Below are 16,127 nucleotides of genomic sequence, written 5' to 3'. Positions count from 1 at the left end.
CTCTCCCTCTCCCTGTGGGCGAGGACTCCAGCGTCCCTGCCCTTCACCCACGAGGTTAGGGATGGCTCTCAGGTTGTTCTCAGGGCCGGTTGGACGAAGCTGCCGGGACCTCCGTCCCGCACCGGACGACGACGACTCCCCGGACGTGACCGGGGCCACGTCTGCGCAGGTCAGCGCGGACGTGGCCCCGATCCCGACCCCTGGTCGACGGCGAGGTCCGGTCTCAGCCGGCGGCCTCGATCCCGGCCCGCTCGGCCCCGATCGTGGTGTCGTCGCCGTGACCGGTGTGGACGACCGTCTCGTCGGGGAGGGCCAACAGCTTCTCCCCGATGGACCGCAGGATGGTCGGGTGGTCGCTGAACGAGCGACCGGTGGCCCCCGGGCCGCCGTTGAACAGCGTGTCGCCGCTGAAGACACACCCCAGGTCGGGCGCGTACCAGCAGACCGCACCGGGCGCGTGGCCCGGCGTGTGCAGCGCCTTCAGGGTCGTGCCACCGACCGTGACCTCGAACCCGTCGGCCACGTCGACGTCCCAGAGGTGGTCGGTGTGGGTGAGCTCCCACAGCGGCTTCTCGTCGGGGTGCAGCAGGATCGGCGCACCCGACCCGCCGTTGGCCGCCTCGCGCAGGGCGGGGGCGACGCGGCAGTGGTCGTCGTGAGCGTGGGTCAGCAGGATCGCCTTGAGCGTCCGCTCCCCCACGACGTCGAGGATCGCCTGGACGTCGTGCGGGGCGTCGATGACGACGCACTCGGACTCGTCACCGATCACCCAGATGTTGTTGTCGACGTCGAACGTCTGGCCGTCGAGGCTGAAGGTGCCGGAGACGACGGCGTGGTCGACCTTCGCAGCCGCCATCAGATGACCACGACCGAGCGCAGCACGTTGCCCCCGTGCATCTTCTCGAAGGCGGCCTCGACGTCGCCGATGCCGATCTCCTCGGTCACGAACGCGTCGAGGTCGAGGCGACCCTGGGTGTAGAGGTCGACCAGCATCGGGAAGTCGCGGCTGGGCAGGCAGTCGCCGTACCAGGAGGACTTCAGCGCGCCGCCGCGTCCGAAGACGTCGATCAGCGGCATGTCGGGGATCTTCATGTCCGGCGTGGGCACGCCCACGAGGACGAGGACGCCGGCGAGGTCGCGGGCGTAGAAGCCCTGCTTCCAGGTCTCGGGGCGACCGACGGCCTCGATGACCAGGTCCGCACCCTCGGCGCCCTCGTAGTAGCCGCCGCAGATCTCCTTGATCGCCTCGACCGGGTCGACCTCCTTGGAGTTGACCGTGTGGGTCGCGCCCAGCTCCTTGGCCTTGGCCAGCTTCTTCTCGTCGATGTCGACGGCGATGATCGGGCTGGAGCCGGCCAGCGAGGCCCCGGCGATCGCGGCGACGCCCACGCCGCCGCAGCCGATGACGGCGGTGGAGCGGCCACGGGTGGCCTGGCCGGTGTTGATGGCGGCACCGATGCCCGCCATGACGCCGCAGCCGAGCAGGCCGATGGCGGCCTTGCGGGCGTCGGGGTCGACCTTGGTGCACTGGCCGGCGGCCACGAGGGTCTTCTCGGCGAAGGCGCCGATGCCCAGCGCGGGGCTGAGCTCCGTGCCGTCCTCGAGGGTCATCTTCTGCTTGGCGTTGTGGGTGGCGAAGCAGTACTGGAGGTCGCCGCGCTGGCAGGCGCGGCACTCGCCGCACACCGCGCGCCAGTTCAGGACGACGGAGTCGCCGACCGCGACCTCGGTGACGCCCTCGCCCACGGCCTCGACGACGCCGGCGGCCTCGTGGCCGAGCAGGAAGGGGAACTCGTCGTTGATGCCGCCCTCGCGGTAGTGGAGGTCGGTGTGGCAGACCCCGCAGGTCTCCACCTTCACGACCGCCTCGCCCGGGCCCGGGGCCGGCACGTTGATCGTGACGACCTCGACCGGGGCCCCCTTGCTCCGGGCGATGACTGCCTGCACCTGCTGCATCTGCGCGCTCCTGTGGTTGAGGATCTGTTGCCCCCACCCAACCGGATCGGCGCCGCGCGCGAAAGCCGCCGTCCGGGGGTCTCGCCCCTCGACCTCGACGCCGGTTCCAACCATCCTCGACCTCGTCGCGTCCCAGGAGCACGAGAGGAGGCCACCATGACCCCACCGGCCCCACCCGAGGACTCCCCCGGCACCCGCACGGGCACCGGCGGCCGCGACGAGGAGTTCGCCACCTGGCTGCACGTGCGGCAGGGCGCCCTGCTCCGCACCGCCACCCTGCTGTGCGGCGACCCGCACGAGGCCCAGGACGTCCTCCAGACCGCCCTGGCCAAGCTCTACCTCTCCTGGGACAGGGTGCGCGAGCGCGACGCCCTGGACGCCTACGTCCGCCGCGCCCTGGTCAACGAGACCACCTCGCTGTGGCGCCGTGCCTGGCGCCGGCGCGAACGGCCGGTGGACGAGGTCCCGGACGGTGCCACCACGGCCGACCGCTACGACCTCGGCGAGCGTGCCGAGGTGTGGCGTGCCGTGAGCAGCCTCCCGCCGCGCGCCCGCTCGGTGGTCGTGCTGCGCTACTACGAGCAGCTCACCGAGGCCGAGACCGCCGAGGTGCTCGGGGTCAGCGTCGGCACCGTGAAGTCCCAGGCCCACCGCGGGCTGGCCCTCCTGCGCGAGCGGACCCCCGCCCACCTGGACCCCCGCACCGGCTCCGTCGCTGCGGGGCCCGAGAGCCATCCCGCGAACCAGCACTCGAACCGGCCCGAGAAGGAGGAGGAGCGATGAGCACCGACGACCTGCGCCACCTGCTCGACGACGAGCTCGCGCACCTGCCCGCCCAGCCACTGACGCTGGGCTCGGTGCAGCGCCGGGCCCGCACCGTGCGCCGCCGCCGCACCGCCCTGGCCACCGGGGCGGTGGCCGCGGTCGCCGCCGTCCTCGTGCCGCTGGCGGTCGTGGCCGGGGGCGCACTCTCCCGCGCGGACGACCTCGACCCGGTCTCCCCCTCCTCGCCGGCGGTCACCGTGGCCACCGACGGGGCGGGCACCGACGACGCAGCCGCCGTGACCGGCCCCGCCTGGTCGGACGGCACCACCATCCACGCCGCCGACGGGACGGTCGTGGAGGTCGACGTGGACGCCACCTCCGGCTTCTCGTTCGTGCCGCTCGGCGACCGGTTCCTCGCCGGTTCCTACGGCAACGGCACCGGGCTCGTCCTCACGCTCGTCGAGGCCGACGGCACCGTGGTGGACACCTTCGAGGGCACCGAGTACGCCGTGGGCGACGGCCAGGGCCGCACCGCCGGATGGACGGTCGGACGAGGCGCGGACCGCAGCGTCGCCGTGCTCGGCGCCGGGGAGAGCGACCCGACGCTGCTGCCGCTCACCGGGCTGCCCGACTCGGCCGGCCCGCCCGAGCTGCTGACCGTGCGCGGTGGCGGCTGCACCGAGGAGGCAGCGGACGAGGGGGACGGCTGCCAGGCCGTCGTCCTCACCAACGAGCGCTCGGGCGGCAGTCGCGCCTGGGTGGTGACCCCGGACGAGGCCCCGCGCGAGCTCGTGCCCGACGTCTTCTTCTCCGTCACCGGCGTCTCGCCGGACGGCACCCTCGTCGCCGGCACCACCGAGGTGGACGAGCGCGCGATGTCGACCTGCTCGGCGGTCGTCGACGCGGCCACGGGCACGGCGCTGTGGGAGACGTGCGAGGTGGGCTACCTGCGGTTCTCCCCCGACGGCGCGCACGTGCTCGCCACGGACCCCTGGCGCGACGGCCTCGGCCAGAACAGCTGGACCGTGCTGGACGCGCGGACCGGCGCCCAGGTGCAGCGCTACGAGGGTCTCCAGACCACCCAGGCCTGGGCCGGCCCCGACCAGGTGGTCGCCCTCGTGGGCGACTCCGCGACCAACGCCGGCGCCGTGCAGGTGTGGACCCTCGGGGAGGAGGAGCCCGAGGTGCTGGCCGAGGACCCGCGCCAGCTCATGCGGTTCTCGCTGGCGCTGCCCGGCGCGTGAGGGCGGATCAGCCTGTGAGGTCGGCTCAGCCCGCGAGGACGTCGGTGACCGGGAGGCTGGAGTCGGCGGGCAGGTCGAGGGAGGAGGGGACGCGGTCGCGCGCGACCATCTCGGCTCCGAGCGCGGCGACCATGGCGCCGTTGTCGGTGCACAGACCGGGTCGGGGGACGCGGACGCGGATGCCCAGCGACGCGGCCCGCTCCTCGGCCAGGTACCGCAGCCGCGAGTTGGCGGCGACGCCACCGCCGATGAGCAGGTCCTCGATGCCCTCGGAGGAGGCGGCGTCCAGCGCCTTGCGCACGAGGACGTCGCAGACGGCTTCCTGGAAGGAGGCGGCCACGTCGGCCACCGGCACCGGCTCGCCGCTGCGCTCGCGGGCCTCGACCCAGCGGGCGACGGCGGTCTTGAGGCCGGAGAAGGAGTAGTCGAAGCGGTGCCGCTCGAGGTCGCGGCGCGAGGTGAGGCCGCGGGGGAAGTCGATGGCGACCTGGCTGCCCTCGCGGGCCGCCTTGTCGATGTGCGGACCACCGGGGAACGGCAGCCCGAGCACGCGGGCGACCTTGTCGAAGGCCTCGCCGGCGGCGTCGTCGATGGTGGCGCCCATCGAGACCACGCCCGCGCCCTCGGGGGTCCCGTCGCCGACGCCGGTCACGTCGGTGACGCGCAGCAGGCTGGAGTGGCCGCCGGAGACGAGCATCGCCACGCACGGCTCGGGCAGCGCGCCGTGCTCGAGCTGGTCGACGGCGACGTGGCTGGCCAGGTGGTTCACGCCGTAGAGCGGCTTGCCGAGGCCCAGCGCGAGCGCCTTCGCGGCGGCCACGCCGACCAGCAGCGCACCGGCCAGGCCGGGGCCGTTGGTCACCGAGATCGCGTCGAGGTCGGTGAGGGCGACGCCGGCGGTCTCGCAGGCGCGCTCGATGGTCGGCACCATCGCCTCGAGGTGGGCCCGGGAGGCCACCTCGGGCACGACGCCGCCGAAGCGCGCGTGCTCGTCGACGCTGCTGGCCACCGCGTCCGCGAGGAGCGTGTGGCCCCGGACGATGCCGACGCCCGTCTCGTCGCAGGACGTCTCGATACCCAGGACCAGCGGCTCGTCACGACTCACGCGGCCCATTGTGCTCGCTGTGGGTGGGGCGGCTGGAATCCGGCCTGTTTCAATGCGGGAGTGCTCCCCCACCCCGCGCACGTCGACCTCGCCACGCTCGTCGCGACCCACCCGGACCCGTTCGTGGTCCACCAGGTGAACCCCGGCGACAGCGTGGGGGCCTGGACGCTGGGCGACGCCGTCGTCCTGGACGGCAACCGCACCCGCGGCGGGGTCGACGACGGCCGCCCCGGCCTGTGGTGCACCGGACCGGCCGTCGACCTGGACCCGCTCATGGCGCACGTCGAGCCGCTGATTCCCCGGCCGGGCAGGGTCAGCGTCGAGGAGACGTCCTTCGCCGCCCTGCCCGCCTCCTGGCGCTACGCGCCGAGCGGCCACTGGCACTGGATGCTGACCCGCACGGCACCCCGCCACGTCCCCGGCGAGGACGCCGTCACCCGGCTCCGCACCGAGGGCGACGACCTCGCCGACGTGGACGCCCTCGAGGCGCTGCTGGACGTCGCCAACCCCGGCTCCTTCGCCCGCGCCGGAACCCCGGGGGTCGAGGGCTGGCTGGGCGTGCGCGACCCCGAGGCGTCGGCCGCGCTGATCGCCGCCGGGGCGATCCACCGCGACCCCGACGGCACCGGCCACCTGCGCGGCGTCACCACCCACCCCGCGCACCGCGGCCGCGGCCTCGGCGCGGCGGTCTCCGCCGCGCTGACCCGCTGGGCCCTGGCCGGCGCCGCGGGCACCGCCACGCTCGGCGTCTACGTCGACAACGACCCTGCCCTCGCCGTCTACGACCGGCTCGGCTTCACCACCCACCACACCTTCGTCTCCGGCCGCCCCGTCCCACCGCCGAGTCGGCAGTAACTTGCTGCCGACTCACCACCGAGTCGGCGGTCTCGAGGCTCGTCGCCGGGGCTCCTCACACCTCGACCACCGGAGTGGGTCCGAGGGTGAGCTCGCAGACGACGGCGGTCGCGCCGTCCGCGTAGTACCGCTTCCGGCGGGCCAGGTCGACGAATCCGTGCCGGGCGTAGAAGGCCCGGGCCCCGTCGTTGTCCTCGCGCACCTCGAGCAGCACCCGGTCGCAGCCGCCCTCGCGGGCGAGCGCCACGACGGCGTCCAGGAGGGCCGAGGCCAGGCCGGTGCGTCGGTGCTCGGGCAGCACGGAGATCCGCTGGAGCTCGGCCACGTCGACGAGGCTGACGACGGCGTGGCCCACGACCTGCCCGTCGGGGCCGAGCGCCACGAGGTAGGAGACGGTCGGGACGTCGCCGGTCAGGCCGGCCTCGACCAGACCGCGCGACCAGGCGTCCGGGCCCAGGTTGCGCGCCTCGAGCGCCGCGACGGCGTCGGTGTCGCCCGGCCCGGCGGCGCGGACGGTCACGAGACGGGCTTGCGGGCGCCGGGGGCCTCGGCGTCGGGGCGCCGCAGGTACAACGGCTCGGGGTCGAGGATCTCGGACATCTCCTCGGTGATCGCGACCGCCAGCCACGCCGCGCTCGGCCGGCGGGGGCCGGCGGTGCGGGCGAAGTGCTCGGGGTAGAGGTCGGCGCCCTCGCCGACGACGAGCGCATCCGTGGCGGCCTCGGCGGGCTTGACCACGACGGGGCCGTCGATCCGGGTGCCGTCGGCGTCGTAGGAGGCCAGGTAGACCTCCTTGCGGCGGGCGTCGGTGGCCACCAGGAACGGCTCGGCCACCTCGCCGGCGCCGACGGCCTGGGCCGCCAGCACGTCCAGGGTGCACACGCCGTAGACGGGCACCTCGAGGACGTGGCCGAGGGTACGGGCGGTCACCAGCCCGACCCGCAGGCCGGTGAAGGGGCCGGGACCCACGCCCACCCCGACGGCGGTCACGTCGAAGCGCTGCGCACCGGCGTCGGCGAGGACCCGCTCGATCATCGGCGCCAGCTGCTCGCCGTGCCGCATCGCCACGTCGGCGTCCGCCGAGGCGACCACCCGCTCGCCGTCGTGCAGGGCGACGGTGACGCGGGGCGTGGCGGTGTCGAACGTGAGCAGCACGCTCTCAGGCTAGGCCCACCCGGCGGCGCGGCCCGCACCGAGGGCTCAGCCCGCGGCCTCGTCCGCGTACTCCAGGGCGGCGGCGGCCACGTCGCGGGCGTAGGCCTCGGAGCGGTTGTAGCGCAGCACGGCCGCGGTCCAGGCCTGCGAGGAGTCCAGGTCGCCGTCGGCGCACAGGTACCGGGCCGCGCCGGCGGCGGCGTCGTCGAGGTCGAAGGGGTCGCGGGAGCCGTCGCGATCGCCGTCGGCGGCGACCCCGGCCCAGGTGGACGGCAGGAACTGCATGGGCCCCACGGCGTGCTCCCAGGTGGAGTCGCCGTGCCAGGCGGTGCCGGCGGGCGTCGCACGGATGGCGGCGAACCCCTCACGGCCGTCGAGCGCGGGGCCGAGGATCGGTGAGGACGAGGTGCCGTCCGCGCGCAGGGTGCGCCCGTAGAGGGTGCCGTGCTGGGACTCGACCCAGCCGATGCCGGCCAGCGTCGTCCAGCCCAGGTCGCAGCCGGCGACCCCACTGGTCTGCGCCGTGGCGTAGGCCCGGACGGCGGGGGCCGGGATGCCCGTGCGCTCGGCGGTGCGTCGCACCCAGGCGGGGTCCAGCGACGGCCGCGCCCCGGTGGTCCGCTCCACGGGGGCGGGCACGTAGGTCTCGGCCGGCGTCAGGTCGACGACCGGCTCGTCGTGGTAGAGCCAGCCCAGGCCGGCCAGCACCCCGGCGCCGACGACCAGGGCGGCCGTGGCGCGGTACAGCCCGGACTCCAGCGCCGCGGCCGCGCGTGGTGCCCGGCTCGCGGGGCGGCGGGTGCGCCGCGTGCTCCCCGTCCTGCGGCGCGTGGTCGGGCGCGTGCTGCCGCGACGGGGTGGGCGTCGAGCGGGCGTCCGGCTCAGGCGGGCCAGCCCTGGACGGCGAGCCCGTGCTCGGCGATCGCCTCGCGCAGCACGGCGTGGCCCTGGTCGAGGTCCCAGCAGATGCCGGCCAGGCCGACGGAGCGGGCGGACTCGACGTTGTCGGCGCGGTCGTCGATGAAGAGCACGTCGGCCGGGTCCACCTCGCCGGTCGCGTCGGCGATCCGGGCCAGGCAGCGGCGGAAGTACTCGGGGTCCGGCTTGGCCACGCCGAGCAGGTAGGAGTAGCAGATCGAGTCGAACAGGTCCGGGTAGCCGAAGACCCGGTTCATGTGCTCGGCCCGGTTGCGCTCCTGGTTGCTGCCCAGGTGCACGCCGATGCCCTGGGCGCGCAGCCCGGCCACCAGCGCCATGCTGGTCGGCTCGGCGCGCAGCCGTCGCCACACGGCCTCGTGCAGCCGCTCGCCCTCGGCCCGGCGGCCGCTGGCCAGCAGCATCCGGTCCAGGACGTCGACGAAGTCGCCGTCACCCGCGAGCGGCTTGCGCTCGGCCTCCCACGCGGCGTCCATGAAGGCGCGCGCGTCGGTGGCGTCGAACCAGGGCTCGAGGGCCTCGTACCAGTCCACGGTGGCGTGCTGGAGCACCCCGTCGGCGTCCAGGAGGACGTGCCGGATCGTCATCGTTCCGCCTGTCGTCAGTGCGCCGGGCTCACTCCGTGCCGTGCTTCGCGATGAACGCGAGGATCTGCTCGGAGAGCTCGGGGCGGCACACGATGAGGTCGGGCAGGTAGACGTCGTCCTGGTTGTAGACCAGCTCGTCGCCGTTGACCCGGGAGGTGAACAGGCCGGCCGCGCGGGCGACGGCGACGGGGGCCGCGGAGTCCCACTCGAACTGGCCACCGGCGTGCACGTAGGCGTCGGCGACGTCGCGCACCACGCTCATCATCTTCACGCCCGCGGAGCCCATCGGCACCAGCTCGGCGCCCATCTCCTCGGCCAGCGCCTGCACGAAGGCCGGCGGGCGGGAGCGGGAGACGGCGATGCGGGGCACGGCCGAGGAGGACGGCGGCACGACGGGCGCGCTGCCGGTGTTGAAGGTCTCGCCCAGCGCCGGCTGCGCCACGGCACCGGCGACGAGGGTGCCCTCGCCGTCGCCGGTGCGGCTCCACAGCGCCACGTGCACGGCCCAGTCGTCGCGCGGCGGCTCGGAGAACTCGCGGGTGCCGTCCAGCGGGTCGATGATCCAGCAGCGCTCGGCCTCGAGCCGGGCCTTGTCGTCCTTGCCCTCCTCGGAGAGCACGGCGTCGTCGGGGCGGTACTGCGCCACGAGGCTCATCAGGAGCTCGTGCGCGGCGGCGTCGCCGGCGTCCTTGAGCGCCTTGCCCTCCAGGCCCTCGGTGCGCACCTCGAGGAGGCGGCGGCCGGCGGCTTCGGCCAGCCAGACGGCGAGGGCGTGGTCGTCGGCGTTCTCGGGCGGGGTACCAGGCTCGAAGGTCACGCCCGGAGCGTAGCCGTCCGCAGGCTCAACTCCACGCCGGCGACGCCGGGACGGACGGTGGCGTCCGGCACTCCCCACCTGTGAGCAGGTCAGGAGTTGAAGCGCTGCTGGGTCTTCTCGAGGCCGTCGGCGACCAGCGACTCGACCGCGTCCGCCGCGGTGTCGACCACGAACGGCAGCAGCTTCTTCTCGGCGGTCGAGTAGTTCGACAGCACGAAGTCCGCCACGTCCTGGCGACCCGGGGGGCGGCCGATGCCGACCCGCACCCGGTGGAAGTCGCCGGTGCCGAGGCTGGAGCGCATGGACTTCAGCCCGTTGTGCCCGTTGTCGCCGCCGCCGAGCTTGACCCGCATCGTGTCGAAGTCGATGTCGAGCTCGTCGTGGATCGCGACGACCTGGGCCGGCGGCACCTTGTAGAAGGTGGCGAGCGCCTTGACGGGGCCGCCGGTGTCGTTCATGTAGCAGCGCGGCCGGGCGAGGACGACGCGGGGCGCGTCGCTGCCGGGGGCGCCGAGGCGTCCCTCGACCACGTCGGCCCGGCCGGACTTGTGCGCCCGGAAGCCGGAGCCCATCCGCGAGGCGAGCTCGTCGGTGACCATGTAGCCGATGTTGTGCCGGTGCCCGGCGTACGACGGCCCGGGGTTGCCGAGGCCGACGACGAGCCAGGTGCTGCTCGTGGTGTCGTCGGTCATCGGTCCCCCGGGCCGTGTACGTGGATGCTGCTGGGTCCTGCTGGTGCTCCGGGACGGAGCGGGTGGAGCCGGGTGGCTGCCGGGAGGCTCAGGCCTCCTCGGTGTCCTCCGCCTCGTCCTTCTCGATGCCGGCCTCGGCCTCGGCCTCGGTCATCTCGGCGTCGACGTCGTCAGCGGTCGGGGCCTGCGAGACGTGCAGGACGAGCGCGTCGCCGTCGGTGAGCAGGGTGGAGCCGGCGGGCAGGGCCAGGTCCGAGGCGTGCAGCTGCTTGCCGACCTCGAAGCCCTCGACGTCGATCTCGATCCACTCGGGGATGCTCATGGCGTCGGCCTCGACCTCGATGGTCTGCAGCTCGGTGGTGAGCAGGCCGTCGCGGACGATCTCGCCGGTGACGTGGACGGGCACCTCGACGGAGACCTTCTCGCCGCGCTTCACGACGACCATGTCGACGTGCTCGATGTGGCGCTTGATCGGGTCGATCTGGACCTGCTTGGTGAGGCCGAGGTGGGCCTCGCCCTCGAGGTCGATGTCGAGGATGGCGTTGGCGCCGCCGTGCTTGAGGGCGAGCATGGTCGCGTGACCCGGGAGGATCATGTGGACCGGCTCGGCGCCGTGGCCGTAGAGGACGGCGGGGATCTTGTCGGCGCGGCGGATGCGGCGGGCCGCGCCCTTGCCGAACTCGGTGCGCTTCTCGGCGGTGATCTTCTCGGACATGCGAGACTCCTCGGTGTCGGGGCGGGTGCGTTCTCGTCGGCCGCACGAGTGCGACCGGGTGCTGGTGGTGGCCGCGGCGCGAGACACGACGCGACACCAGGTCCCGCCCTGTCGATCACGGAGCCGGGGCCGGTCCGCGTGGACCCCCCGCTCCCTCGCCGAGGCAACTCGCAGAGTCTACGCAGGCCACGCCGTCCGGGGCCAATCGCCCGCCCCGGGGCTGCGTCGGGGCCGCTGCCTAGGGTGGGCGCATGTCGCTCACGCTCGCCGAGGCCCGTGCCCGCGCCGCCGTCCTGACCGGTGTCTCCTACGACCTGGACCTCGACCTCACCGACCCCGGCCGGGGCACCTACGGCTGCACGGCGCTGGTCGGGTTCACCACCGCGGAGCCGGCCACGTTCCTGGAGCTGAAGGACGGCCAGGACCTGTCGGTGACGCTGGACGGCGAGCCGGTCGAGCACGCCTACGACGGCCGGCGGATCACGCTGACGGGCCTGCCGGTCGGCGTCCCGCTGACGGTGCGCGTCGACGTCCGCGTGCCCTACGTGAGCGACGGCGACGGCATGCACCTGATGACGGACGCCGCGGACGGGGAGACCTACGCCTCGGCCTACCTCTCCCTGGACGTGGCGCAGCGGGTGTTCCCGTGCTTCGACCAGGTCGACCTCAAGGGGCCGCTGACGCTGGCCGTGACCGCCGACCCGCGGTGGACCGTCATCGCCAACGGCCGCGTGGTCTCCTCCGCGCAGGAGCAGGCGGCCGGACGCTGGCGCTTCGCGACCACTCCCCCGGTCTGCCCGAGCCTGTTCGTGGTGTGCGCCGGGCCGTGGCACTCGGTGACCTGGGAGCACGCCGGGCTGCCGTTCGGCTGGCACGCCCGGGCGTCCCTGGCCGCGGACCTCGACCGCGACGCGCCCGAGCTGATGGCCACCACCAACGCCTGCTTCGACCACTACGCCGAGCTCTTCACCGAGCCCTACGCCTTCGACTCCTACGACCAGCTCTTCGGGCCCGGCCACAACTGGGGTGCGATGGAGACGCCGGGCTGCGTCACCTACCGCGACGAGTACCTGCCGCGGGGGCGCACCTCCGACGTCGCCCGGGCGGGCCGCGCGACCACCATCGCGCACGAGATGGCACACATGTGGTTCGGCAACCTCGTGACGATGCGCTGGTGGGAGGACACCTGGCTCAACGAGTCCTTCGCCGACTACATGGGCTACCGGGTGGCCGCCGACGGCGCCGGGTTCGCGGACACGCTCGTGGGCCACGAGGGACGTCGCAAGCCCGGCGCGTACACCGCGGACGAGCGGCGCTCGTCGCACCCCGTGGCGCCGCTGCCCGAGGACGTGCCGGACGTCGACGCCGCGTTCGCCAACTTCGACGCGATCTCCTACTCCAAGGGCAACTCGCTGCTGCGCCAGCTCGTCACGTGGCTGGGCGACGAGGACTTCCTCGCCGGGGTGAACGCGCACCTCACGACCCACCGGTTCGGCAACGCCACGCTCGACGACCTCGTCGGCGCGCTGGACGACGCCTCGCCGCGCGACGTGCGCGCCTGGGCCGAGGCCTGGCTGCGCACCACGGGCTTCGACACGCTGCGGGTGACCCGGGGCGAGGACGACGTGCCCGTGCTCGAGCGCGTGGGCAGCCGCCCGCACCGCGTCTCCGTGGTCGCCCTCGACGGGCCCGCGATCGTGGGTCGGGCCATGGTGGACGTCGACGACGAGCCGGTGCCGCTGAGCGACTGGGCCGGCCTCGCCGTCGTCCCGAACGCCGGCGGTGAGTCGTTCGCGCGGCTCGCGCTGGACCCGCTCTCGGCCGCGGTCGTGGCCGAGCACCTCTCGGCCCTGGAGGACCCGCTGCTGCGCACGGTGCTGTGGGCGCACGCCTTCGACCGCGTGCACACCCGCGACCTGGACGTGGTCGGGTACGTGGACCTGGTGCGCCGACACCTGCCCGCCGAGACCAACGCGGCCCTCGTCGGTGGCGTCGTGGGACGGACGCTGGGCCCCGTCCTGGCCCTGCGGACGCCGGCCGAGCACGCCGGCACCGTGCGCGCCACCGTCGCCGGTGCGTGCGCGGTGGGCCTGCTGGGCTCGCCGGCCGAGGGCGTGGGGCTGGCGCTGACGCAGGGACTGGCCGCCACCTCCTCGGACCCGGCCCTGCTGGAGGGCTGGCTCACGACCGGCGCCACCGAGGCCGGGCTCACGCTCGACCCGGCACTGCGCTGGAGCGTGGTGGCCCGGCTGGCCGAGCTCGGGCAGCTGGACGAGGCGGCCATCGAGGCCGAGCGGGTCGCCGACGGCACCTTCGCCGGCGACCTGGGTGCGGCCCGCGCCCTGGCCGCACGGCCCACCGCGGAGGCGAAGGCCCAGGCCTGGGCGCGGATGACCGAGCCGGACGTCGGCAACCGGGTCTTCGAGGCGTGCGCGGACGGCCTGTGGTCGACCGAGGAGCCGTCCCTGGTGCGCCCCTACGTCGACGCCTACCTGGCGGAGGCGCCCGGCATCGCCGGGCGGCGCGGTCAGGGCTTCAGCCTCGTCGTCGGCCGGGCGTTCCCCTCCGTGGCGCTGACCTCCACGCAGCGCTCGGCGCTGGCCTCGACGCTGGCGTCCGGCTCGGTGCCCACCGTCCTCGCTCGCCTCTGGAACGACACGCTGGACGACCTCGGCTGAGCCCGCCCCGCGGGACGTCATACGTCTGAGGGGGACTGCGTCCGCTCCGTATGACGTCCCGCTGAGCGCGGGGCGAGCCGTCAGGCCAGGGCGGTCTTCACGGCCTGCTCGAGGCCGGTGGCGGGGCGACCGAGGAGGGTCTCGAGGTCGGTGGCGGGCACGAGCAGCTCGCCCTCGGTGATGCCGCGGTCGACGTCGGCGAAGACCTGCGCCGCCGGGGCGGGGAGCCCGGCGCCCTCGAGGATGCCCTGGAGCACCTCGAGCGGCACCTGGGTGTAGCTGACCTCCTGGCCGATCACGCCGGAGACCGCGGCGGCGATCTCGGGCAGGGTGACCTGCTCGCCACCGAGCTCGTAGGTCCGGCCGGCGTGCCCGTCCTGGGTGAGGACGACGGCCGCGGCCTCGGCGTACTCGCTGCGCAGCGCGACGGAGAGGCGGGCGTCCGGGGCCGCGGCGCCGGCGAAGCCGTGCTCGGTCCACACCGGCACCTGGCCGGTGTAGTTCTCCACGTACCAGGCGTTGCGCAGGACGACGGTCGGCACGGACGAGGCCGCGAGGATCTCCTCGGTGGCGCGGTGGTCGTTCATCAGCAGCAGGCTGGACTCGGTGGCCTTCGGCCCCGAGGTGTAGACGAGGAGGCTGACGCCGGCCTTCTCGGCGGCCTCGACCACGGTGCGGTGCTGGTCGACGCGGTGCGGCTCGATGCCGGAGACCAGCAGCACCTTCTCGGCGCCGACCAGCGCGGCGGCGACGGCCTCGGCGTCGTCGCGGTCGACGGCGCGGACGTCGACGCCCCGCTCGGCGAGGTCGGCCAGCTTCTCGGTGCTGCGGCCGGTGGCGACGATCTCGGCGGGCGCGACACCCTTCTCCACCAGGTGCTCGACGGCGAGGCGGCCGAGGTGACCGGTGGCTCCGAAGACGACGATCGACATGGGGTTCCTCCTGTGACGGGGTGGGCCCGGCGTCCACCGGGCTTCTCGTCCAGGCCCAACAGGCCCTCCACCTGCATGCTTCCCGACAGGTAGCAGTGACCTTGAAGTGCTGTGGTTACCCGAGGGATAGTGAGCAGGTGAGCCCCACGTCGCCTGCCACGGCCGCCCTCGAGGTGGACCAGACCCCCGACCCGTACACCGCCGCGTGCCCCACGCGCACCGTGCTCGACCGGGTCGGTGACCGGTGGACGATGCTCGTGCTGCTCCTGCTGGCGCAGCGCACCCACCGCTTCTCCGAGCTCTCCCGCGCGATCGAGGGGATCAGCCCGAAGGTGCTGACCCAGACCCTGCGCGGCCTCGAGCGCGACGGGCTGCTCGTCCGCGAGGTGCACGCCGAGGTGCCGCCGCGGGTGGAGTACACGCTCACCCCGCTCGGCGGCACGCTGGTGGACGCCGTCGCCGGGCTGGACCGCTGGGCGCGCGTCCACATCGGCGAGGTCGAGGCCGCCCGCGCCGCCTACGACGCGGGCTGACCCGCCCGGTCGGACGCAGCTGTCACCCAGGACGCACGAGCGCCGAGTCGGCAGAGAGCTGCTGCCGACTCGGCGGGGTGGTGCCGGGTCTAGGCGTGGCCGTCGAAGAGGGACGTGACCGACCCGTCCTCGAAGACCTCCCGGATCGCGCGGGCGATGAGCGGGGCGATCGAGAGCTCGGTGAGCTTGTCGAACTTCCGCTCCTCCGGGATCGGGAGGGTGTTGGTGACGACGACCTCGATGGCCGAGCAGTTCTTCAGCCGGTCGACAGCGGGGTCGGAGAGGATCGCGTGGGTGGCGGCGATGATGACGCCGGCCGCGCCGTCCGCCATGAGGGCCTCGGCGGCCTTCACGATGGTGCCGCCGGTGTCGATCATGTCGTCGGTCAGCACGCAGATCTTGCCGGTGACCTCACCGACGACGCGGTTGGCCACCGTCTCGTTGGGACGGTCGGTGCGGCGGGTCTTGTGGATGAAGGCCAGCGGGGCGCCGCCGAGCTTGGCGGACCAGCGCTCGGCGACCTTGATCCGGCCGGCGTCCGGGGAGACGACGCAGAGCGGCTGGTCGCCGTACTTCTCCAGCACGTAGTCGGTGAGGATCGGCAGCGCCATCAGGTGGTCGACGGGGCCGTCGAAGTAGCCCTGGAGCTGGTCGGCGTGCAGGTCCACGGAGATGACCCGGTCGGCACCGGCGGTCTTGAACAGGTCCGCCACGAGGCGGGCCGTGATCGGCTCGCGGCCGCGGTGCTTCTTGTCCTGGCGGCCGTAGCCGTAGAACGGCATGACAACGGTGATCCGCTTGGCGGAGGCCCGCTTGAGGGCGTCCACCATGATCAGGTGCTCCATGATCCACTCGTTGATCGGAGCCGTGTGGCTCTGGATCACGAAGGCGTCGCACCCGCGGACGGACTCCTCGTAGCGGACGTAGATCTCCGAGTTGGCGAACTCGTAGGCACTGGTCGGCACGAGGTCGGTGCCGAGGATCTCGGCGACCTCCTCGGCCAGAGCCGGGTGTGCCCGACCGCTGAAGACCATGAGGTTCTTCTCGGTGGTCCTCTTGTAACCGGTCATGCGCGCACCACTCCTGGTCGACGGCTGCAAAGGCGCTGGTGATTCTGCCCCGCACAGCAGGCGCGGCCAACTCCGGACCGGCCGCTG

General features: G+C 73.9%; 17 protein-coding genes. 5 read left to right on the top strand and 12 right to left on the bottom strand.

Annotated elements, in window-relative coordinates; all coding sequences use genetic code 11:
- Window positions 1-223: 223 nt before the first annotated feature.
- Window positions 224-856, bottom strand: a complete 633-nt coding sequence (locus tag M8316_RS06980) for an MBL fold metallo-hydrolase (RefSeq protein ID WP_250053183.1) — start codon at window positions 854-856, stop codon at window positions 224-226.
- On the bottom strand, window positions 856-1,956 hold the full coding sequence (locus M8316_RS06975) for an S-(hydroxymethyl)mycothiol dehydrogenase (RefSeq protein WP_250053181.1): 1,101 nt from the start codon (window positions 1,954-1,956) through the stop codon (window positions 856-858). Before M8316_RS06975 ends, M8316_RS06980 begins: the two co-directional genes overlap by 1 nt.
- Window positions 1,957-2,112: 156 nt before the next feature.
- Between M8316_RS06975 and M8316_RS06970 the strand changes: the two genes are divergently transcribed.
- Window positions 2,113-2,739 (top strand): SigE family RNA polymerase sigma factor, encoded by a 627-nt coding sequence (locus M8316_RS06970; protein WP_250053180.1) that lies wholly within the window; start codon window positions 2,113-2,115, stop codon window positions 2,737-2,739.
- On the top strand, window positions 2,736-3,965 hold the full coding sequence (locus M8316_RS06965) for a hypothetical protein (RefSeq protein ID WP_250053179.1): 1,230 nt from the start codon (window positions 2,736-2,738) through the stop codon (window positions 3,963-3,965). Before M8316_RS06970 ends, M8316_RS06965 begins: the two co-directional genes overlap by 4 nt.
- 25 nt (window positions 3,966-3,990) lie before the next feature.
- On the opposite strand, the gene tsaD is transcribed toward M8316_RS06965, so the two are convergent.
- Window positions 3,991-5,070: a tRNA (adenosine(37)-N6)-threonylcarbamoyltransferase complex transferase subunit TsaD gene (gene tsaD / locus M8316_RS06960; protein ID WP_250053178.1), complete on the bottom strand. Its 1,080-nt coding sequence runs from the start codon at window positions 5,068-5,070 to the stop codon at window positions 3,991-3,993.
- 60 nt (window positions 5,071-5,130) lie between these two features.
- On the opposite strand from tsaD, the gene M8316_RS21015 reads away from it, so the two are divergent.
- Window positions 5,131-5,925, top strand: coding sequence for a GNAT family N-acetyltransferase (locus M8316_RS21015; protein ID WP_250053177.1), 795 nt, complete (start codon window positions 5,131-5,133; stop codon window positions 5,923-5,925).
- A gap of 55 nt (window positions 5,926-5,980) precedes the next feature.
- Here the strand turns inward: M8316_RS21015 and M8316_RS06950 are convergent, their stop codons facing one another.
- The 7 genes from M8316_RS06950 to M8316_RS06920 all read right to left on the bottom strand — a co-directional run bounded on the left by M8316_RS06950 (window position 5,981) and on the right by M8316_RS06920 (window position 10,827).
- On the bottom strand, window positions 5,981-6,445 hold the full coding sequence (locus M8316_RS06950; RefSeq protein ID WP_250053176.1) for a GNAT family N-acetyltransferase: 465 nt from the start codon (window positions 6,443-6,445) through the stop codon (window positions 5,981-5,983).
- Entirely contained in the window at window positions 6,442-7,080 is a 639-nt protein-coding gene (gene tsaB, locus M8316_RS06945; RefSeq protein ID WP_250053175.1) for a tRNA (adenosine(37)-N6)-threonylcarbamoyltransferase complex dimerization subunit type 1 TsaB, read from the bottom strand. Before tsaB ends, M8316_RS06950 begins: the two co-directional genes overlap by 4 nt.
- Before the next feature lie 45 nt (window positions 7,081-7,125).
- Entirely contained in the window at window positions 7,126-7,788 is a 663-nt protein-coding gene (locus M8316_RS06940) for a lytic murein transglycosylase (RefSeq protein ID WP_250053174.1), read from the bottom strand.
- Window positions 7,789-7,961: 173 nt separating this feature from the next.
- Complete coding sequence (locus M8316_RS06935) at window positions 7,962-8,603, bottom strand: HAD family hydrolase (protein ID WP_250053172.1); 642 nt, start codon at window positions 8,601-8,603, stop codon at window positions 7,962-7,964.
- Window positions 8,604-8,631: 28 nt separating this feature from the next.
- Window positions 8,632-9,420, bottom strand: coding sequence for a 3'(2'),5'-bisphosphate nucleotidase CysQ (locus tag M8316_RS06930; RefSeq protein WP_250053170.1), 789 nt, complete (start codon window positions 9,418-9,420; stop codon window positions 8,632-8,634).
- An 89-nt stretch (window positions 9,421-9,509) separates the two neighbouring features.
- Complete coding sequence (pth, locus tag M8316_RS06925; protein ID WP_250053169.1) at window positions 9,510-10,112, bottom strand: aminoacyl-tRNA hydrolase; 603 nt, start codon at window positions 10,110-10,112, stop codon at window positions 9,510-9,512.
- Between the two features lie 88 nt (window positions 10,113-10,200).
- Window positions 10,201-10,827, bottom strand: coding sequence for a 50S ribosomal protein L25/general stress protein Ctc (locus M8316_RS06920; RefSeq protein WP_250053167.1), 627 nt, complete (start codon window positions 10,825-10,827; stop codon window positions 10,201-10,203).
- Between the two features lie 251 nt (window positions 10,828-11,078).
- On the opposite strand from M8316_RS06920, the gene pepN reads away from it, so the two are divergent.
- Window positions 11,079-13,505 (top strand): aminopeptidase N, encoded by a 2,427-nt coding sequence (pepN, locus tag M8316_RS06915; protein ID WP_250053165.1) that lies wholly within the window; start codon window positions 11,079-11,081, stop codon window positions 13,503-13,505.
- 80 nt (window positions 13,506-13,585) lie between these two features.
- Here the strand turns inward: pepN and M8316_RS06910 are convergent, their stop codons facing one another.
- A complete protein-coding gene (locus M8316_RS06910; protein ID WP_250053163.1) occupies window positions 13,586-14,437 on the bottom strand; it encodes an SDR family oxidoreductase in 852 nt (283 codons plus the stop codon).
- 137 nt (window positions 14,438-14,574) lie between these two features.
- Between M8316_RS06910 and M8316_RS06905 the strand changes: the two genes are divergently transcribed.
- Window positions 14,575-14,970 carry a winged helix-turn-helix transcriptional regulator gene (locus M8316_RS06905; RefSeq protein ID WP_250053161.1) on the top strand — a complete coding sequence of 132 codons (396 nt, stop codon included), beginning with the start codon at window positions 14,575-14,577 and terminating at the stop codon, window positions 14,968-14,970.
- Window positions 14,971-15,059: 89 nt separating this feature from the next.
- On the opposite strand, the gene M8316_RS06900 is transcribed toward M8316_RS06905, so the two are convergent.
- Entirely contained in the window at window positions 15,060-16,040 is a 981-nt protein-coding gene (locus M8316_RS06900) for a ribose-phosphate diphosphokinase (RefSeq protein ID WP_250053159.1), read from the bottom strand.
- Between the last annotated feature and the right edge of the window lie 87 nt (window positions 16,041-16,127).

Source organism: Nocardioides bruguierae (assembly GCF_023554635.1).
In the GTDB taxonomy this organism is placed as follows: domain Bacteria; phylum Actinomycetota; class Actinomycetes; order Propionibacteriales; family Nocardioidaceae; genus Nocardioides; species Nocardioides bruguierae.
The sequence above is the reverse complement of the archived record's forward strand: the minus strand, read 5'-3'. Positions and strand labels throughout refer to the sequence as shown.